The 19797-nt window shown below is 64.1% G+C and carries 18 protein-coding genes; 4 read left to right on the top strand and 14 right to left on the bottom strand.

Annotated features, from left to right (window positions below):
• Positions 1–173: 173 nt before the first annotated feature.
• The 4 genes from EEB15_RS27170 to EEB15_RS27150 all read right to left on the bottom strand — a co-directional run bounded on the left by EEB15_RS27170 (position 174) and on the right by EEB15_RS27150 (position 3226).
• Positions 174–947 carry an SDR family oxidoreductase gene (locus EEB15_RS27170; RefSeq protein ID WP_233259639.1) on the bottom strand — a complete coding sequence of 258 codons (774 nt, stop codon included), beginning with the start codon at positions 945–947 and terminating at the stop codon, positions 174–176.
• 11 nt (positions 948–958) lie between these two features.
• Positions 959–1606, bottom strand: a complete 648-nt coding sequence (gene lptC, locus EEB15_RS27165; protein WP_255466386.1) for an LPS export ABC transporter periplasmic protein LptC — start codon at positions 1604–1606, stop codon at positions 959–961.
• Positions 1603–2145 (bottom strand): HAD family hydrolase, encoded by a 543-nt coding sequence (locus EEB15_RS27160; RefSeq protein WP_141513093.1) that lies wholly within the window; start codon positions 2143–2145, stop codon positions 1603–1605. Before EEB15_RS27160 ends, lptC begins: the two co-directional genes overlap by 4 nt.
• 79 nt (positions 2146–2224) lie before the next feature.
• A complete protein-coding gene (locus EEB15_RS27150; RefSeq protein ID WP_141513092.1) occupies positions 2225–3226 on the bottom strand; it encodes an SIS domain-containing protein in 1002 nt (333 codons plus the stop codon).
• Between the two features lie 48 nt (positions 3227–3274).
• Between EEB15_RS27150 and EEB15_RS27145 the strand changes: the two genes are divergently transcribed.
• The gene (locus tag EEB15_RS27145; protein ID WP_141513091.1) at positions 3275–5254 is read left to right on the top strand and encodes a cation:proton antiporter; all 1980 of its coding nucleotides are present in this window, start codon (positions 3275–3277) and stop codon (positions 5252–5254) included.
• Between the two features lie 3 nt (positions 5255–5257).
• Here the strand turns inward: EEB15_RS27145 and EEB15_RS27140 are convergent, their stop codons facing one another.
• The 8 genes from EEB15_RS27140 to rpmH form a co-directional block, all read right to left on the bottom strand.
• Positions 5258–5707 (bottom strand): Crp/Fnr family transcriptional regulator, encoded by a 450-nt coding sequence (locus EEB15_RS27140; protein ID WP_141513090.1) that lies wholly within the window; start codon positions 5705–5707, stop codon positions 5258–5260.
• 71 nt (positions 5708–5778) lie between these two features.
• Entirely contained in the window at positions 5779–6618 is an 840-nt protein-coding gene (locus EEB15_RS27135; RefSeq protein ID WP_141513089.1) for a hypothetical protein, read from the bottom strand.
• 129 nt (positions 6619–6747) lie between these two features.
• Complete coding sequence (locus tag EEB15_RS27130; protein WP_233259638.1) at positions 6748–7263, bottom strand: Crp/Fnr family transcriptional regulator; 516 nt, start codon at positions 7261–7263, stop codon at positions 6748–6750.
• Between the two features lie 81 nt (positions 7264–7344).
• On the bottom strand, positions 7345–8736 hold the full coding sequence (mnmE, locus tag EEB15_RS27125; protein WP_141513088.1) for a tRNA uridine-5-carboxymethylaminomethyl(34) synthesis GTPase MnmE: 1392 nt from the start codon (positions 8734–8736) through the stop codon (positions 7345–7347).
• Between the two features lie 69 nt (positions 8737–8805).
• Entirely contained in the window at positions 8806–10518 is a 1713-nt protein-coding gene (yidC, locus tag EEB15_RS27120; RefSeq protein ID WP_141513087.1) for a membrane protein insertase YidC, read from the bottom strand.
• On the bottom strand, positions 10515–10787 hold the full coding sequence (yidD, locus tag EEB15_RS27115) for a membrane protein insertion efficiency factor YidD (RefSeq protein WP_141513086.1): 273 nt from the start codon (positions 10785–10787) through the stop codon (positions 10515–10517). The genes yidC and yidD overlap by 4 nt, the downstream gene beginning before the upstream one ends.
• Positions 10784–11215, bottom strand: a complete 432-nt coding sequence (locus EEB15_RS27110; RefSeq protein ID WP_141513085.1) for a ribonuclease P protein component — start codon at positions 11213–11215, stop codon at positions 10784–10786. Before EEB15_RS27110 ends, yidD begins: the two co-directional genes overlap by 4 nt.
• 51 nt (positions 11216–11266) lie before the next feature.
• The gene (gene rpmH / locus EEB15_RS27105) at positions 11267–11401 is read right to left on the bottom strand and encodes a 50S ribosomal protein L34 (protein WP_027101598.1); all 135 of its coding nucleotides are present in this window, start codon (positions 11399–11401) and stop codon (positions 11267–11269) included.
• Positions 11402–11646: 245 nt separating this feature from the next.
• Here rpmH and dnaA point away from each other — a divergent pair, with 245 nt between their 5' ends.
• The 3 genes from dnaA (at position 11647) to gyrB (ending at position 17132) form a co-directional block, all read left to right on the top strand.
• On the top strand, positions 11647–13059 hold the full coding sequence (gene dnaA, locus EEB15_RS27100) for a chromosomal replication initiator protein DnaA (RefSeq protein WP_141513084.1): 1413 nt from the start codon (positions 11647–11649) through the stop codon (positions 13057–13059).
• A 239-nt stretch (positions 13060–13298) separates the two neighbouring features.
• Complete coding sequence (gene dnaN, locus EEB15_RS27095; RefSeq protein WP_141513083.1) at positions 13299–14405, top strand: DNA polymerase III subunit beta; 1107 nt, start codon at positions 13299–13301, stop codon at positions 14403–14405.
• Between the two features lie 93 nt (positions 14406–14498).
• Positions 14499–17132 (top strand): DNA topoisomerase (ATP-hydrolyzing) subunit B, encoded by a 2634-nt coding sequence (gene gyrB / locus EEB15_RS27090; RefSeq protein ID WP_141513082.1) that lies wholly within the window; start codon positions 14499–14501, stop codon positions 17130–17132.
• Positions 17133–17138: 6 nt separating this feature from the next.
• Here gyrB and EEB15_RS27085 read toward each other — a convergent pair whose 3' ends face one another.
• Together EEB15_RS27085 and EEB15_RS27080 are read right to left on the bottom strand one after the other, a co-directional pair.
• Complete coding sequence (locus EEB15_RS27085) at positions 17139–18194, bottom strand: DNA cytosine methyltransferase (protein ID WP_141513081.1); 1056 nt, start codon at positions 18192–18194, stop codon at positions 17139–17141.
• A gap of 280 nt (positions 18195–18474) precedes the next feature.
• Positions 18475–19740: a DNA sulfur modification protein DndB gene (locus tag EEB15_RS27080; protein WP_158290249.1), complete on the bottom strand. Its 1266-nt coding sequence runs from the start codon at positions 19738–19740 to the stop codon at positions 18475–18477.
• Between the last annotated feature and the right edge of the window lie 57 nt (positions 19741–19797).

The following is a 19797-nucleotide window of genomic DNA, read 5'->3' as shown; positions in this document are numbered from 1 at the left end:
CTCGGTCTCCCATGGATGCCGGGTGGCCGATGCGGCGAAATAAAGGAGGAGGGAGGCCGGAGGCCGACGGGGGACATTCGCTGCATCGGCCACCCGGCGTCCATGGCTCCGCACACGGTCGCTGTGCGGCGCTTCGCACCATGGATGCCGGATCGGAGTCCGGCATGACGCCCTTACTGCGTCTGCCGGTGCTTGCGCGGACGGCCGGCGAGGGCCTTGTCGTACAGCCAGTTGGGCAAGACGCGCAACAGCTTGGCGACCACGCCCATCTGCCACGGGATGACGCGGTAGCTGTCGCCCGCCTCGATGACGCGAAAAGCGCGGTCGGCGAAGTCTTCGGGTTGCATCAGGAACGGCATCGAATACCGGTTCTGCGCCGTCAACGGTGTCGCGATGTAGCCGGGGCAGATGGTCACGACCTTCACGCCGCTGGGCCGCAGTTCGCCGCGCAGGCTCTCGCAATACGCGACCACCGCCGCCTTGCTGGCGCAATACGCGCCGTGCCCGGGCAACCCTCGAATGGCGGCGACGCTCCCAATGCCGACCAGCGCGCCGGAGCCGCGTTGCGCCATCGCCGCGACGAACGGGTGGAACGTCGCCGCGAGACCCACGTTGTTGGTGGCGAACGTGCGCCCGATCACGTCGATGTCTTCGCGCACCGCCGTGTCGACGCCGATGCTGATGCCGGCGTTGGCGATCACGGCGTCGGGGACGCCCTGGCGTTCGATGCAGGCTCGGCCGGCCGCGACGATGCTGCCGGTGTCGGCCACGTCGGCGCCGTAAACGGCATAGCGATCCGCCGGCAGACCTTTTTCGCGGGCCCAGTTTTCGATCTCAGCGGTGCGGCGCGCGGCGAGCGCGAGGCGCCATCCGGCCTGGTGGTAGCGCCAGGCCAGGGCCTGGCCGATGCCGCTCGATGCGCCGGTGATGAAGACGAGTTTGTCCATCGGGGCCGCGCTCATTTCTGGCCCGGCTGCAGCACGCCATGCACGCGCCCGCGCAGCTCCATGACCTGGTCGATGTTGTCGTAGTCCATGGTGTCGGCGGTGAAGCGGTCGTTGCCGCGCGTCAGCTCCACCGGCTTGTGCGACTTGACGCGCTCGGTATTGGCGAAGACGTGCAGGAATTCGCCTTTGAACTCCAGCCGCGGACGCTCGTGGCCCTGCGCGTTGGTGGCTTCGCGCGTCACGACGGCGTCGCCGAACAATTGCACCTCGGAGCCGTCGCCGTTGGAGAGCGCCTTGCGGGCCGTCGCGACGGTGAGCTCGCCACGGCCGTTGAAGGAGCGGATGCGCGGCTGGTCGATCTCGAGCGTGTCGGTATCCGGGTAGTGGCGCGCCTCGGTGCCGTACACCTCGCTCTTGATGTGCCCGGCCCCATCGAAAGTCTTCACCGAGAACCGGCGCATGAAATAGTCGGGTTCGTGCTTGGCCGGTTGCTGCGTTTCCGGCGTGCCCAGCGTCGGCGTGTTGCGCGCCAGCCAGTAGGTGCCCATGGCCATCAGGCCCATGAGGATGATCGGCAGGTAGATGGCGACACGCTCCCAGCCGGCGCGCACCAGCTTCCAGGCCACCTGGGCGGCTTGTGGGCGCGCGATCGTGCTCACTGGTAGCTCTCCAGCAACTGCGCGTATCGGCCCGAGGCCACCACCAGCAGGTCGCAGAATTCGCGCGCCGCGCCATGGCCGCCTGCCGCTCGCGTGACGTAGCGGGCCACGGCTTTCACCTCGGTATGCGCATTGGCCGGCGCGCCCGCGAACGCGCAACGCCGCAGCACCGCGAGGTCGGGCCAGTCGTCGCCGATGGCCGCAGCCTGCGACCAGTCCAGGCCCAGCTCATTCAAAGTTTTCTCCGCGGCGGGGCGCTTGTCTTCGGTACCGTAGTGCACGTGGGCGATGCCCAGTGCTTCCAGCCGTCCGCGCAGCGGCTTGGAGTCGCGCCCGGTGATCACGGCGGGCGTGATGCCGGCGCGCTGCAGCAGCTTCAGGCCCAGGCCGTCGAGGATGTTGAAGCGCTTGATCGTCTCGCCCTGGTCCGAGAGGTAGAGCCCGCCGTCGGTCAGCACGCCGTCGACGTCGAAGAACGCCACGCGAATCCCTTGCGCCGCCAGCAGCAGTTCGGGGGGAAATGTCAGGGCAGCCGTCACGCCGACGGGCCGCCCCTAGGCGGGACAGCCCCCTGGGGGGGCAGCGCAGTACACGAAGTGACAAGCGTGGGGGCCATATTCAAATGACTTTGGCCCGCATCAGGTCATTGGTGTTGACGGCGCCGCACAGCTTGCCGTCCGCGTCGACGATCAGCACGCTGGTGATGCGGTGCTGCTCCATCAGCTCAACCGCCTCGACGGCCAGCGCGTCGTTGCGGATGGTGCGCGGGCCTGCGTGCATCACTTCGCGCGCGGTGAGGCCGCGAAGGTCCAGGCCTTTTTCGATCAGGCGGCGCAGGTCGCCGTCGGTGAAGATGCCCAGCACGCGGCCTTCGGCGTCGGCGATGGCCGAAGCGCCCAGGCCCTTGGCACTCATCTCGCGCATCAGTTCCGAGAACGAGGCATCGGGGCCGACCCGCGGTACGGCTTCGCCCGAGCGCATCACGTCGCTCAGGTGCGTCAGCAGCTTGCGGCCCAGCGCGCCGCCGGGGTGCGAACGGGCGAAGTCCTCGCTCTCGAAGCCGCGGGCGTCGAGCAGCGCCACCGCCAGCGCATCGCCCAGCGCAAGCTGCGCCGTGGTGCTGGCCGTGGGCGCCAGCTGCAGCGGGCAGGCTTCTTTCTCGACGCCGCTGTCCAGCACGATGTCGGCGTGGCGGGCCAGCGTTGAATGGGGGTTGCCCGTCATCGCGACCAGCTTGGCGCCCATGCGCTTGATGACTGGCAGCAGCGTCGTCACCTCGTCGACTTCGCCGCTGTTGGAGACCGCCAGCACCAGGTCGATCGGCTTGATCATGCCCAGGTCGCCGTGGCTGGCCTCGGCCGGGTGCACGAACATCGCGGGCGTGCCGGTGGACGCGAGCGTGGCGGCGATCTTGCGGCCGATGTGGCCGCTCTTGCCCATGCCCATCACCACCACGCGGCCGCGCACGCCCAGCATCGCTTCGACCGCGCGCGTGAAAGCCTCGCCCGTGCGTGCCTTCAGCCCGAGAACCGCCGCCGCCTCGATGTCGAAGGTTTGCTGCGCCAGGCGCAGCGCCTGCGCCGCATCGAACACCTTTTCCTGATCTTGCCGTGCCACCATGGGTTGATTCTATAGAGCCATGCCATGGCCGCTTGGTAGCATCGCTGCATGACCTCGCTCGAACTCACGCTCCTTTACCTGCTCGCCGCGGTACTGGGCGTGGTGACCTGCCGGTCGCTCAAGCTGCCGCCGATGCTGGGGTACCTGGTGGTGGGCGTGGTGATCGGGCCCAACGCGCTGGCGCTGGGCGACGATTCCGAGGCCGTGCATCACCTGGGCGAGTTCGGGGTGGTGTTCCTGATGTTCGTCATCGGCCTGGAATTCAACCTTTCGAAGCTGCGGGCGATGCGCACCCATGTGTTCGGGTTGGGCCTGTTCCAGGTGCTGCTGACGATCGGCGCGGTGATGGCGGGCTCGCTCTTTCTGGCCGCACTGGCGCCCGGCATGTGGAAGATGGGATGGCAGACCTCGCTGGCGCTCTCGGGCGCGCTTGCGATGAGCAGCACGGCCATCGTGGTCAAGCTGATGGCCGAGCGGCTGGAGCTGGAGTCCGAGCACGGCAAGCGCGTGATGGGCGTGCTCTTGTTCCAGGATTTGGCCGTGGTGCCGCTGCTGGTGCTGATCCCCGCCCTGGGCAGCCCGCCCGAGCTTCTCATCGGCTCGCTGTTGCTTGCGGCCGTGAAGGCCGTCGTGCTCATCACCGTCCTGCTGTGGGGCGGGCAGCGGGTGATGCGCTGGTGGCTCACGCTGGTGGCCCGGCGCAAGAGCGAAGAGCTGTTCGTCTTGAACCTGCTGCTGGTCACGCTGGGCCTGGCCTGGATGACGGAGATGGCGGGCCTCTCGCTGGCGCTGGGCGCCTTCATCGCGGGCATGCTGATCTCGGAAACGGAATACAAGCACCAGGTGGAGACCGACATCCGGCCCTTCCACGACGTGCTGCTGGGCCTGTTCTTCATCACCATCGGCATGCGGCTCGACTGGCGGCTGGTGGCCGAACACAAGGGGCTGGTGCTGGTGCTGATGACACTGCCGGTGCTGTTCAAGCTGGCGCTGGTCACCGTGCTCGCGCGCATGTACGGCGCCTCGGCGGGCGTTTCGCTGCGCACCGGCCTGTACCTCGCGCAGGCCGGCGAGTTCGGCTTCGTGCTGCTGACGCTGGCGCAAGCCAACAAGCTGGTGCCGCCGGCCCTGCTCAATCCGATCCTGGCGAGCATGGTGCTGTCGATGCTGGCCACGCCTTTCATCATCATGTACAGCAACCGGATCGTGATGAAGCTGGTGTCCAGCGAATGGCTGCTGCAGTCGCTGCAGATGACGAACATCGCGCGCAAGTCGATCAACACCAGCAAGCACGTGATCATCTGCGGCTACGGCCGCTGCGGCCAGAACCTGGCGCGCATCCTGGAGCGCGAAGGCATTCCCTACATCGCCCTCGACCTCGACCCGGACCGGGTGCGGCAGGCCGCCGCGGCGGGCGATTCGGTGGTGTTCGGCGACGCGTCGCGGCTGCAGGCCCTGGTGGCAGCCGGCCTGGCGCGCGCCAGCGCCCTCGTCGTCACCTACCTGGACGTGCCCGGCGCCACCAAGGTGCTGGCGTCGGCGCGCATCCACGCGCCGCAGGTGCCCGTGATCATCCGGACGCAGGACGACCGCGACCTCGAGAAGCTGCAGGCGGCCGGCGCCACCGAGGTGGTGCCCGAGTCGCTGGAAGGCTCGCTGATGCTGGCCAGCCATGCGCTGGCGCTGGTGGGCGTGCCGATGCGCCGCGTGATCCGCATCGTGCAGGACCAGCGCGACGCGCGCTACAGCCTGCTGCGCGGCTACTTCCACGGCGCTGACGACAACACCGTCGACGACCTGGAACAGGAGCGGCTGGCCACCGTCACGCTGCCGTTGGGCGCCCGCTCGCTCGGCCGCGCGCTCAGCCAGCTGGCGCTTGAGGTGAAAGTGGTGAGCCTGCGCCGGGCCAGCGGCAAGCCCGTGGACCTGGCGGCCGACCCGCCGCTGCAGGACGGCGACACGCTGGTGCTGTCAGGGCGGCCGGAGGCACTGGCGGTGGCCGAGGAAAAGCTGCTGCAAGGGCGGTAGTTGTCAGGTGAACTGGCCGACCAGCAACGCTTCGCGCATGCGCACCGCGAGCACCGAGGCCAAGCCCTTGACCAGGTGCACCGCCAGCCGGGGGTGCTTGTCGGTCATGGCGTCGAATTTTTCCCAGTTGAGGCCCCACGCCACGCCCGGTTGCGTTGGGGTGACGGTGGCGCTGCGGGGCGAACCTGAAAAGAACGTTCCTTCGCCCACCACGTTGCCCGGATGGATCATGGCGATGTGGCTGCCCATGATCGTCACGTCGAGTTCGCCTTCGGCCAGGATGAAGAGCTCGCGTTCGGTGTCGCCTTCGACCATCAACGGGTCGCCGGCTTTGAGGAAGCGCATGGAGAGATACGGCGCCAGCAACTTCCATTCGCCCGGCGTCAGCTTGCACTGAAGCGCGTCGGTCGCGTCCAGCGCGCCGATCGCCGCCACCAGTTGCTCAACGTTCATTCTTGCTCCTCAGCGGACCCGTCTCGGCCCTTGCGGAGAAGTGTAAGCGCGAAGAATCGCGCTGGCGAGGCTCAGTTCAGCTCGCCGTATTGCGTGCCGCTCAAGGTGGGGGTGCGCATGTCCGCATCGGGCATCTCGGTGTCTTCGAAGCCGGTGAGAAGCGTGTAGCTTTGCGGTCCATGCTTGCTCGACCCGTCAAAGGTCTTCGCGGTCGCACCGTGCGCTGCCGCACCCGCTGCGACCACACCCACCGCGGCGGCAGCCGTCGCGGCCGGGTTGGCGGCGCCGGCGGCCAGGGCCTGCTTGAATGCCGCGACTTCGTCGGCCTGGATCGGCTCGAAACGCGAACGGGTCGGGGGCACCGCTGCCAGGGGCGCGGGCTGCGAATGCCTTGGCGTGGGCGGGCGCGGTTCGAGCGCCGCGGGCTGGGAGTCGAGCGGCATGGGCCGCGACTCGACGCTGGCTTCACGCGCCCGCTGGGACGGATCCCCCACGGCCACGTGTTCGTTCGTACGCCAGTACACCGCCGTAACCAGGATGTCGTGGCGGGACTTCGCCGCCTGGGCGATCAGCGCCTCGATTTCGGCAAGCCGATGCGCGTCAGCCTTGGCGTTGCGTGCCAGGTCGATCATCACCAGGAACTGACGGCCACGGCCGTCAAGAGACAGCACCTTGAACTTGTAGCTGGCCGACAGCACACCGGCGCGCATCATGGCGTCGCGCACCACCGTGTAAAGCAGCTCGCGCCGGGCCATGCGCTCGCCCTTGCGGTTGGCGGGTTGGCCGTTGGCGGGATCTTTGGAGGATGCGCGATTCGCAGGGCGTGTCGGCTCCATGCGCGACAGGCCCGAACTTTCGGCCAAAGCCTTGGCTGGCTTCTGCGAGGGGAGTAACCAGCTGAGAAAAGACATAGCGGGCTTTCTGCCTAGGCGTTGGCGAGGTGGCAACGCAGACTTTCGTTACCGGGTTGGGTAGTGTAAATCTGCTGCGCTGCCGCAGGGCCGACTTTTTGCCGTTCGCGGCGGTAACCGGGCATCGAGTCAGGTGACTGCAACACGCTTGGGTTTGTTGACGAGCCGGCGCGACACCAGCGAGCCGAGCGCCATCGCGAGTTCCAGCGCAACGGTGGGATGCCTGTTGCTGAGCTCGCTGAAGCGGATCGGCGTCAAGCACCAGATTTTGCTCGGGCTCGCGGCCTGGACCGTGGCATTGCGCGGCAGGCGGGTGAAAAACGCGCCTTCACCCACCGCCGAGCCGGGCCCGACGATGGCGAGCCGCACCCGGCCTTTGTCGTCTTCATAGTGGACGGTGAGCCCGCCCGTCTCGATCAGGTACAGCGTGCGGTCCTGCGCGTGCTGCTCGATCAGCACCTGGCCCTGCGCCACCGCGAAAGGCTGCATGTAGCTGCCCAGCAGTTCCCACTGCAGGGGCGTGAGGGTGGGGCTGAAGCTGTCGATCGAATGGTTGTGCGTGACGGCCTGGACGAGTCCCTGGATGTCGAACTTGATCGGCGTGCGCAGCGGGGCGTTCATGTAACCCGACAGTACCGGGGCCATTTGAAGCCCACAAGGGGCTTTAACTCGAACTTACACCTGATACCGCAGCGGTAAACCATGTAACGGTTGAGCTGGCGCTGGCTATTTCCCTATGCAGAAGCTCGAGAAGATCACGCCGAGCAAGTCGTCGGACGTGAATTCGCCCGTGATCTCGTTCAGCGCGTTCTGCGCGAGGCGCAGCTCCTCGGCGAGCAGGTCGAGCGCTTGCGCTTGTGCTGCCAGATGCACGGCCGCTTGCACGAGGTGCTCGTCGACGCGGCGCAGCGCCTGCACGTGGCGTTCGCGAGCGATGTAGACACCTTCTGGAGCGGCCTGCCAGCCGGCTACTTCGAGCAGCTTCGCGCGCAGGGCGTCGAGGCCGGTGCCGGTTTTGGCGGAGAGGTGAATGCCGTGCCCCCACCCCAACCCTCCCCCAGCGGGGGAGGTAGCGAGATCAACCTTGTTCCACACCTCGATCACCGGCACCGTCTTCGGCAATTTCTCTGCAAGCGTTTGCGCAATGGCCGCATCCGCCGCCGCGTAGTCCGCCTGCGGCGCGCGCGTCAGGTCATGCAGAAACAGCACGGCATCGGCGCTCTCGATCTGGCCCCAGGCGCGCGCGATGCCGATCATCTCCACATGGTCTTCGCTCTCGCGCAGGCCGGCGGTGTCGATCACGTGCAGCGGCACGCCTTCGATCTGGATCGTCTGGCTCACCACGTCGCGCGTGGTGCCGGGAATCGGCGTGACGATCGCCAGCTCGGCGCCGGCCAGCGCATTGAGCAGCGAGCTCTTGCCCGCGTTGGGCTGGCCCGCGATGACCACCTTGATGCCTTCGCGCAGCAGCGCGCCTTGCCGCGCGCGCTGCATCACGCGCGCCAACGTCTGCTGCAGCCGCTCCAGCTGGCCCTGCGCGTCGGCCTTTTGAAGGAAGTCGATCTCCTCTTCGGGGAAGTCGAGCGTCGCCTCGACCAGCATGCGCAGGTGAATGAGCGCATCGCGCAATGCATGGATCTCGCGCGAGAACTCGCCGGAGAGCGAGCGGCCCGCGCTGCGCGCCGCGGCCTCCGTGCTGGCGTCGATCAGGTCGGCGATGGCCTCGGCCTGCGCCAGGTCGATCTTGTCGTTGAGGAACGCTCGCTCCGTGAACTCGCCGGGCTCGGCCACGCGCAGTTGCATCGCTGTGCCGGCTTCGAGGCAGCGCGCCAGCAGCAGCTGCAGCACGACCGGACCGCCGTGAGCTTGCAGCTCCAGCACGTCTTCGCCGGTGTAGGAATTCGGTGCGGGAAAGTGGATCGCCAGGCCCTGGTCGATGGCGGTGCCGTCGGCGGCGAGGAAGGGCAGGTAGGTGGCCTCGCGGGGTTTCAACGCGCGCTTGCACAGCGCGGCGATGATCGGCGCCACCGATTCGCCGGAGACCCGCACGATCCCGACGGCGCCGCGGCCGGGTGCGGTCGCGATGGCGGCGATGGGCTGGTCGTGGCGCGGGAGCATGGCGTATTGTCCAACCACTAGGACAAGGGCCGCATCGCGGCCCTTGTTTACTCCTCCGCGAAGCGTACCTTAACTGAACTTCGGCAAATTGAACTGCGGCGGAACGCCCATGCGGGTGTTGATCAGCCACTGCTGCGCGATCGACAGCACGTTGTTCGTGATCCAGTACAGCACCAGGCCGGCCGGGAAGAAGAAGAACATCACGCTGAACGCCAGCGGCATGAACCACATCATCTTGGCCTGCAGCGGGTCCGGCGGCTGCGGGTTCAGCGCGGTCTGCAGCAATGTGGTGAGCGTCATCACGATCGGCAGGATGAAGTACGGGTCGGGCGTCGACAGGTCGCGGATCCAGCCGATCCAGGGCGCATTGCGCATTTCCACGCTCGACAGCAGCACCCAGTACAGCGCGATGAACACCGGAATCTGGATCATGATGGGGAAGCACCCGCCCATCGGGTTGACCTTCTCCTCGCGGTACATCTTCATCATTTCCTGCTGCATCTGCTGCGGGTTGTCCTTGAGCCGCTCGCGCATGGCCATGATCTTCGGGTTGATGGCCTTCATCTTGGCCATGCTCTCGTAGCCCTTGGCCTGCAGCCAGTAGAAGGCGAGCTTGATCACCAGCACCAGCGCCATGATGGACCAACCCCAGTTGCCGATGAAGCCGTGCAGCTTGTCCAGCAGCCAGTACAGCGGCTTGGCCAGGATGGTGAAGATGCCGTAGTCCTTGACCAGGTCGAGGCCGGGCGCGGTGCGCTCCAGCATCTTTTCTTCTTGCGGGCCGGTGAACAGCTTGGCTTCGACGGCCTGGGTGGCACCCGCTGCCACCGGTGGCAGCGTCGTGATCATGCCGACCGAGTACAGGGTGTTGTCGAGCTTGCGCACGAAGTTCTCGCGCTTCACGCCGTCCGGCAGGATCCAGGCGCTGGTGAAGTAGTGCTGCACCATGGCCACCCAGCCGACGGTCGATTCTTTCTGGAACTCGGTCTTGTTCTTGTCGATGTCCGTGAATTCGACCTTCTGGTACTTCTTCGCTTCGGTATAGACGGCCGGCCCGGTGAAGGTGCCCGTGGGGTTGGTGATGAACGAGCCGCCCGACGAGGTGGCGCCGCGCACCAGCTGCACGTAGACCTGCGGCGCCACCGGGGCGGTGCCCTGGTTGATCACCTCGTGCTTCACGGCCACGTCGTACGCGCCGCGCATGACGGTGTAGGTCTTCACCAGCTTCACGCCACCTTGCGGGGCGGATTCGAAGCGTGCGACCAGCTTGTCGCTGCCTTCCTCGAGCGCGCGGTCACCGGTGAAGGTCATCGGCGTCGTGTGGTTCGGGAAGTCGCCACCGATCAGCCCCGACTGCGCGACATACGTCCCGCCCGCGCTTTGGTCCAGCAGCACGAAGGTGGTCGTGACCTTGTCGGCCGCGCTGTCGCCCGCGTACTTCAGCAACTCCGCGCGCACCAGGGAGCCGCCTTCGGTGGAGAAGGTCAGGCGCATCAGGTCGGTAGTGACGGTGATTTTTTCGGCGGCCGGCGCGGGCGCGCTCGTGGCCGCGGGTACCGCGCCCGGTGTCTGCGAAGCGGCGCCCGTCGCCGTGGACGGCGTCGGCACGGTGCTCGAAGGCACACCGGACGACGCGGCCGCTGGGCCCTTGGCCGTGGTGGTGGGCGTGGCGCTGGGGAAGAACGTGGCCTTGTGGCCGTTGTAGACCTGCCACTGATCCCATAGCAGGACCATCGAGAAACCAAAGATCACCCACAGGATGGTGCGGCGAATGTCGTTCATGAAGACTTCTTCTTGGAAAGAGGTGTGAGCAGGTGGGAGAAGAGCCGCGGCTTTTCAAGCGGTATGGGGTCGTGGCCGCCATCGCACCAGGGATGGCAGCGCGCCAGACGCGAGATTGTGAGGTAGCTGCCGGCCAGGGCGCCGTGTTTTTGCAGTGCCTCGAGCGAATACGCCGAGCAGGTGGGCGTGAAGCGGCAGCTGGAGCCCAGCCAGGGCGACAGGAACAGGCGATAGCCCTTGACCAGGGCGATGAGCGCGGCGCGGATCACGGCGCGGCCCTTCGACCTGGCTCGGAACCGACTTTTGCGAACAGCTCGTGCAGCTCACCGCGCACGGCCTGCTTGAGCGCTTCGGAGGTGGCGCTGACGAACTGCTTGCGGTCGAACGTTGTGCGCAGCCGCACCACATGGGCGGCTTGCGGCAGGGGCGGCGCCAGGCCTTGGCTCACGGTGTAGATCTGGCGCTTGATGGCGTTGCGGGTCACCGCGCGCTTGGCCCAGCGCTTGGGCACGAGCGCGCCGATCCAGGAATCTTGGACGACAAACAGGGCCTGGGTCGAAGACTCAGGCCCTGTGGGCTCGGACGCAGGCGGCTGTGCATCGAGCGGCACGCGGTGCAACGCGAAGTGTGCGGTACGGGAGACAGTGGTGCCCGCCATGACGGCCTGGAACTGTGCCCGTGTTTTCAGCCGCTGCACTTCAAGTGCGCCGCAGTGAGCGCCGCGAGAGCCGGCCAGCAAACAGCCGGCTCAGACAGCCAGGCGCTTGCGGCCCTTGGCGCGGCGTGCGTTGATGACGGCGCGGCCGCCACGGGTCTTCATGCGGACCAGGAAGCCGTGGGTGCGTGCGCGGCGCACTTTGGAAGGTTGATAGGTGCGTTTCATGATTGCTCTTTATCCGGGGATTGAACTCGAGGGGAACCCGCGATTATCGCGGAAAACCCCAATGCCGGCAACGAGATACGTTCGAAAGCCTAGAAATTGGATGTGCTTGGGGCCCCGGCCGCGAAGAAAGTCAAGGCTATCAACCACCCCCGTTCATGGCGAAATCGTCTATGTGGATAAGGCTTTGATAATCTAGAATCGCGCCCTTCCTGAATGAAATATATCCACAGAGGCATCAGCCCATAATGAGCGAGGGACATCACAACGGCCTGGCGGCCAATGCCGGCCTTGGCGCGGGCGACAGCCTGTGGCAAGCCTGCATCGACCAGCTTGCGCAGGAGCTCCCCGAGCAGCAGTTCAACACCTGGATCAAGCCCCTTGTTGCCCAGGTTTCCGACGACTTTTCCAAGGTCACGATCTTCGTGGCCAACCGGTTCAAGCTCGACTGGGTACGGGCCCAGTATTCCAGCCGAATCTCCAGCCTGCTCGAGAAGCTCTATGGCCAGCCCGTGCAGCTTGAGTTAGCGCTTGCTCCCCGGGAAGCAACGGCCAGGAGCTACTCCACGCCCAGCACGCAAGAGATGGGCGCGGCGCCGGAGCCGGCCGACATCAGCGACGACAGCGCCGCCGTTGCCTTCAAGAACCGGATCAACACCGCCCTGACTTTCGACACGCTGGTCGAGGGCACGGCCAACCGGATGGCGCGCGCCGCGGCCATGCATGTCTCGACCATTCCGGGGCATCTTTACAACCCGCTCTTCATCTATGGCGGCGTCGGCCTGGGGAAAACCCATCTTGTCCACGCGGTCGGAAATCGCCTGCTCGCCGACAAGCCCGGCAGCAAAGTTCTCTACATCCACGCCGAACAGTTCGTGTCGGATGTGGTTAAGGCCTACCAGCGCAAGACTTTCGACGAATTCAAGGAGAAGTACCACTCGCTGGACCTGCTCCTCATCGACGACGTCCAGTTCTTCGCGAACAAGGACCGGACGCAGGAGGAGTTTTTCAACGCCTTCGAGGCACTGCTGGCCAAGAAATCCCACATCGTGATGACGTCGGACACCTACCCCAAGGGCCTGGCGGACATCCACGAGCGCCTGGTTTCGCGCTTCGATTCCGGCCTGACGGTCGCCATCGAGCCGCCCGAGCTCGAAATGCGCGTGGCCATTTTGATCAACAAGGCCAAGGCCGAAAGCGCCGAAATGCCCGAGGAAGTGGCCTTCTTCGTGGCCAAGAACGTCCGCTCCAACGTGCGGGAGCTCGAAGGCGCCCTGCGCAAGATCCTGGCCTATTCCCGCTTCAACCAGAAGGAAATCTCCATCCAGCTGGCCCGCGAGGCCCTGCGCGACCTGCTGTCGATCCAGAACCGGCAGATCAGCGTGGAGAACATCCAGAAGACGGTGGCCGACTACTACAAGATCAAGGTCGCCGACATGTACAGCAAGAAGCGCCCGGCCTCGATCGCCCGCCCGCGCCAGATCGCGATGTACCTGGCCAAGGAACTGACCCAGAAGAGCCTGCCCGAGATCGGCGAGCTGTTCGGCGGCCGGGACCACACCACCGTGCTGCACGCCGTCCGCAAGATCGGCGGCGAGCGCCAGCAGATGACCGAGTTGAACCAGCAGCTGCACGTGCTGGAACAGACGTTGAAGGGGTAACGGTGGCTCGCCTAACAACTCTGTGGAGCGTTCCGGCACAACTCAGCGGTTATCCACACGCCCGGCCAAAAGGCCCAAGTTATCCCAGCGCCGGGTACACGAAACGCAATCGGCGCCGCAGGGTTTTAAATCGGCCAAGTGCTTGATGAAAAAGGGGAAAATAGCGGTTGTCCACAGAAGTACCGCTCCCTTATCTAGCTACTACTAATTTGAATTAAAGAAATTAAGAAGAGGAAGACATGATCGTCCTGAAGGCAACTCAAGACAAAGTGCTGGCCGTTTTGCAGTCGGTCGCCGGCATCGTGGAGCGCAGGCACACGCTGCCTATCCTGGCCAACGTGCTGATTCGCAAGACCGCCGGCTCGGTGCAGTTGACCACCAGCGACCTGGAAATCCAGATCCGCACCACGGCGGACCTGGGCGGCGACGTGGGCAACTTCACCACCACCGTCGGCGCACGCAAGCTGATCGACATCCTGCGCACCATGCCGAGCGACCAGACGGTGAGCCTCGAATCCAACGCCAACAAGTTGATCCTGAAGGGCGGCAAGAGCAAGTTCACGCTGCAGACGCTGCCGGCCGAAGACTTCCCGCTGGTACAGGAAGCAGCGAGCTTCGGCCCCGTGTTCAGCGTGCCGCAAAAGACGCTGAAGGACCTGTTGAACCAGGTGTCTTTCGCGATGGCGGTGCATGACATCCGCTACTACCTGAACGGCATCCTGTTCGTCGCCGAAGGCAAGCAGTTGAGCCTGGTCGCCACCGACGGCCACCGCCTGGCCTTTGCCAACGCCACGCTCGACGTCGAAGTGCCGCGGCAGGAAGTGATCTTGCCGCGCAAGACCGTGCTGGAAATGCAGCGCCTCCTGTCCGACAAGGAAGGCGCGATCGAGATGCAGTTCGCGAGCAACCAGGCCAAGTTCAGCTTCGACGGCATGGAGTTCGTCACCAAGCTGGTCGAAGGCAAGTTCCCCGACTACAACCGCGTCATCCCCAAGAACCACAAGAACACCGTCACGCTGGGCCGCGCGCCGCTGCTGGCCAGCCTGCAGCGCACCGCGATCTTGACCAGCGAGAAGTTCAAGGGCGTGCGCCTGAACATCGAGCCGGGCACGCTGCGTGTGGCGAGCAACAACGCCGAACAGGAAGAAGCCGTCGACGAGCTCGACATCGACTACGGCGGCGATTCGATCGAGATCGGTTTCAACGTCACGTACCTGATCGACGCGTTGACCAACATGGACCAGGAGATGGTGAAGCTGGAATTGGCCGACAGCAACAGCTCGGCGCTGTTCACGATTCCTGAGAATTCGACGTTCAAGTACGTTGTGATGCCGATGAGAATTTGAGTGCTGGCGGTGGGCACAAGTGCCCACCCTACAGAGCCAGAACCCGCCGTTTGTGGCGGGTTTGGTCCTTCAAGAGATTGAGAAAAGTTATCCATGTCTGAAGAAAACAAGCAGAACGGCTCCGTCAACACGGGCCCGGCCGGCGAAGAAAGCTCCAACTTCCAGCCCCAGATCGACGCCCACCAGGCCGGCGCCAGCGCTGCCTATGGCGAAGGCTCGATCCAGATCCTGGAAGGCCTGGAAGCGGTGCGCAAGCGCCCGGGCATGTACATCGGCGACACGTCCGACGGCACCGGACTGCACCACCTGGTGTTCGAGGTGGTCGACAACTCCATCGACGAAGCGCTGGCCGGCCACTGCGACGACATCGTCGTCACCATCCACTCAGACAACTCCGTCTCCGTCGTCGACAACGGCCGCGGCATTCCCACCGGCGTGAAGATGGACGACAAGCACGAGCCCAAGCGCTCGGCTTCGGAGATCGCGCTCACGGAACTGCACGCCGGCGGCAAGTTCAACCAGAACAGCTACAAGGTTTCGGGCGGCCTGCACGGCGTGGGCGTGAGCTGCGTCAACGCACTCAGCAAGATGCTGCGCCTGACGGTGCGGCGCGAAGGCAAGGTGCACGTGCTGGAGTTCTCGCGCGGCTTCGTGCAGAACCGCATCGTCGAGAAGGTCGACGGTGTTGAAGTTTCTCCCATGCAGATCATGGGCGACACCGACAAGCGCGGCACCGAAGTGCACTTCCTGCCCGACACGGACATCTTCAAAGAGAACAACGATTTCCACTACGAGATCCTCTCCAAGCGCCTGCGCGAACTCTCCTTCCTGAACAACGGCGTGCGCATCCGCTTGTTGGACGAGCGCACCGGCAAGAGCGACGACTTTTCGGGCGCCGGCGGCGTGAAGGGCTTCGTCGACTACATCAACAAGGGCAAGAGCGTGTTGCATCCCAACGCGTTCGTCGCCATGGGCGACCGCATGAGCGACCAGAACACCAACATCGGTGTCGAGGTGGCGATGCAGTGGAACAGCGGCTACAACGAGCAGGTGCTCTGCTTCACCAACAACATTCCCCAGCGTGACGGCGGCACTCACTTGACGGGCCTGCGCGCCGCCATGACGCGCGTCATCAACAAGTACATCGACGACACCGAGCTGGCCAAGAAGGCCAAGGTCGAAGTGACGGGCGACGACATGCGCGAAGGCCTGACCTGCGTGCTGAGCGTGAAGGTGCCCGAGCCCAAGTTCTCGAGCCAGACCAAGGACAAGCTGGTGTCGAGCGAAGTGCGCGGCCCGGTGGAAGACGTGATCGCCCGCATGCTGGGCGACTACCTGCAGGAGAGGCCGAACGACGCCAAGATCATCGTCGGCAAGATCATCGAAGCCGCGCGTGCCCGTGAAGCGGCGCGCAAGGCCCGCGAAATGACGCGCCGCAAGGGCGTGCTGGACGGCATGGGCCTGCCCGGCAAGCTGGCCGACTGCCAGGAGAAAGACCCTGCGATGTGCGAGATCTACATCGTCGAGGGCGACTCCGCCGGCGGCAGCGCCAAGCAGGGCCGCGACCGGAAGTTCCAGGCCATCCTGCCGCTGCGCGGCAAGATCCTGAACGTGGAGAAGGCGCGCTACGAGAAGCTGCTGACCAGCAACGAAATCTTGACGCTCATCACCGCGCTGGGCACCGGCATCGGCAAGGCCGGCGGCAACATGATGGCCAACGGCCAGACCAGCACCGGCGCCGACGACTTCAACGTTGCCAAGCTGCGCTACCACCGCATCATCATCATGACCGACGCTGACGTGGACGGCGCGCACATCCGCACGCTGCTGCTGACGTTCTTCTACCGCCAGATGCCCGAGCTGGTGGAGCGCGGCCACATCTACATCGCGCAGCCGCCGCTGTACAAGGTGAAGGCCGGCAAGGAGGAACTGTACCTCCAAGGCCAGGGCGACCTCGACACCTTCCTGCTGCGCATCGCCTTGAACAGCGCGGCAGTGCACACCGGCGGTGAGAACGGCACCACCCTCAACGGTGAGACGTTGGCCGAGCTGGCGCGCAAGCACCAGATCGCCGAATCCGTCATCAAGCGCCTGACCGGTTTCATGGACGCCGAAGCGCTGCGCGCCATTGCCGACGGCGTGAGCCTGAACCTGGACACCGTGCCCGACGCCGAACAGTCGGCCATCGCACTGCAAACGAAACTGCAAGAGCTGGACAAAGCCAGCAACGCGGCACCGGCCGAAGTGGCGGGCGAATTCGACGTGCGCACCGACAAGCCCATCTTGCGCATCAGCCGCCGGCACCACGGCAACATCAAGAGCAGCGTGATCACGCAGGACTTCGTGCACGGCGCCGACTACGCCGCCCTGGCCGAAGCCGCCAACACCTTCCGCGGCCTGCTGCATGAAGGCGCCAGAGTCGTCCGCGGCGAAGGCGAGCGCCAGAAGGAAGAGAAAGTCAGCGACTTCCGCCAGGCCATGCGCTGGCTGATCACGCAAGCCGAATCCGCCACCGCCAGACAGCGCTACAAGGGCCTGGGCGAGATGAACCCGCAGCAGCTGTGGGAAACGACGATGGACCCGACCGTGCGCCGCCTGCTACGCGTTCAGATCGACGATGCGATCGAGGCGGACCGCGTGTTCACGATGCTGATGGGGGATGAGGTGGAACCGCGCAGGGAGTTCATTGAGACTAATGCGTTGAGGGCGGCGAATATCGACGTTTGAGGTTGTTTAGACGGCGAGCATTTCCTCGACCATCTTCGCCAAAGCGCCTGCAAGCTGGGGTGGGACAGCGTTCCCCATTTGCTTTGCGATATCGATCTTTGTACCGACGAATTCAAACTCGTCTGGAAATCCCATAAGGCGGGCGGCCTCGCGGTGAGTGATCGGTCGATGTTGGACTGGATGCAGATAACGGCCTTTTTCTGGTTTGAAGAATTCCGTTCGGATGGTTACAGATGGCCGGTCCCACCACAGGCGACCGAACAAATCGGTGCCGCCTGACGTTTTCCTGATCCAGCAATCAGGGGTCAAAGCTCGAGCGTTCTTCTGAAGATCAAATCGATTCCCGCCCGGTGGGACACTTTTATACCGTTGCACGCTTTTGTCGGTTGGGGATCGACCGAAGTGCAAATTCATTGGCGGCGGGCTATGTCGAATCTCCACGCCTTCTGGCGGGGGCAAATCTGAAATGGCATCTCTTACGGTGCGCCAGGGCGTCCCACCGGCCAATGCCGGATCGGAATGGCTTGGCGGCGGAGGAAAGGGAGGTGACGGAATGGTTGCCGACTTCCATCCGACCAGAATCGCTCTTTTCCGATGTTGTGGAGCGCCATAGTCCGCTGCATTGAGAACCTCACACGCGGTTTCGAACCCCATTTCCGACGCGCGGCTGACGAGTGCCTTGAGCTCGGGAGACGACTTCAATTCGGCGACGTTTTCCATGACAAATATGCGCGCTCCGCTGGCGGCAACAACGCGCAGGAATGGTTCCCAGAGTTCTCGCCGCGAGTCGTCAAGGCGATTCTTGTTCAAAAGACTGAATCCCTGGCATGGTGGCCCGCCGATAACTACGTCAACGTGTGGAATTTGGGGTGACTGGTCCAGCCATGCCTCGATGTCTGCTGCAAGTGCGGGAGAACGGAAATTGCGTTCGTGCGTCTTGATAGCCGCCCAGTCCGAATCGATTCCAAAGACGCACTCGAATGACCCTCCAAACCGAGGGTCGACGAACCCCAGCGTCATGCCACCGGCACCGCAAAAGAGATCTATCAGCCTGTATTTCATGCTTGTTATTCATCACTTGTTGTCTCAACAGGGGCCGCTCGCAGCCCCCGTTCCAATTCATAACCTGAGCAGTGGCCAGTTTCGCGCGCGCCCTGGACACTCTTGGCGCGGTGCGTATTCGGCCTGCCGGGTGCTAGCCGACAATCGATGATAATTTCCGTTTGAGACAGGTTTCGTCATCGGGGTTCTCCTTTCTGCACCGTAACTAGGGCCAGCGGCCTTTACGCGCCAACGTCAGCCGCCTTTCGGACTAGGTGCATTTGCCGAACAGCCAGGGTTTTTACAGTTCTTCCGCCGTTATCGGCGCACTAGTTGGGGTGGTGAGCCCGACTGCTTGACGTGCACGTCGCAGCGCTTCTTGAACAGAGGGCGACTGCGTGAGAATCTTGCCGTCGGCGCCAATCAACGCGTCCTTCCAGAGCGGATTGGTCCGGCTCCAGTCGAGGGCGCCAATCTTTTGCGCTATCTCTTCCGCGTCAATTTTTGGATCCTGCAACGCGTCGTGACCCAAACAGCCAATAATTTGTAGTCCAGTCGTTGTCATGCAGATCCAGCCTTCATCGCGAAGAGCCGGGATGCGGCTATTGACCGCAAGTGCGTCAGGTTTTAGCGCAGCAATTTCGGCCAACACGTTGTTGTTGCCGACCACCTGATTAATGAAACCGCTGAATTGCCCCAGCCAGTTTATGTATTCGGGTGACCCTTTCGTGCCGAGCAGTTTCCCGGCCTTTGTCTCGAAAACCTCTTCGGTGTCTTTCCAGCTGCCGGTAATGAGGGTCTTTGCAAGCACGCGAACCTGATTCGCCAGGAACAAATACGATGATCGCTTTGAGAGCGTGCTGGACGTCGCGTCGATCTTCCCGTCGAAGACAGGACAGGCCTTAACAAGGTCGAGGACAAGGCCGTTGGCGACATTCCGTCGGTCATACACTGCGAGCTGTGAGGCCGGAAGCGGCTTCGTCTTCGCCGCATCTGCGAAGTCCTGATGTATTTGCGAGAGGTCTGATTCGCAGGTAATCATCACGGCCATGGCGTCTTGATCAAAACGAGCCTGTTCGTCGAAGACCATCTTGTCAATGGCAGCCTGCACGCCAGCGACACGATGTTGGCCATCAGTGATGGACAGCGCAGCGGTCATAGGCAGTACAAGGTAGCCAGGCGCCACCGTCGATTGAATGTCGAGCGTGTATACGTCCGCCGGTTGCTGCAAGTTCAGCGCAAGAGGAGGAAGGATGTACTTGCCGGCCATGTTTTCGGTCAGGTATTCCCCAATTCCCTTTGCATGAGCCGCGTCCAGAGGGCGGTTTGAAGCGTTGATGGCATCCATGATCCCGCCCTTCTTCGGCGCGGATTTGCGCTCGAGGCGGCTTCGGATAAAGCTCATCGGCAGTGCGCCAGACAGTGCGGTGCGCGTCCCTTGACGAAAGATCGTCACTGGAAAGGAAAAGCCCGCTACATTCGCGGCGGCCTTGGACGCCGCCAACTGCGCATCATCAAGCTGATCGAATTTTTTCAGGCGGATATTTCCGACGGTTTCTAGGTTCATGTAGATCTCCAATACGTTCGATTTGGCGCGTATGACGGCGATTATGCACGTATTCAT

This window comes from Ramlibacter sp. WS9 (genome assembly GCF_003797765.1).
Classification (GTDB): Bacteria; Pseudomonadota; Gammaproteobacteria; order Burkholderiales; family Burkholderiaceae_C; genus Ramlibacter.
The sequence above is the reverse complement of the archived record's forward strand: the minus strand, read 5'-3'. Positions and strand labels throughout refer to the sequence as shown.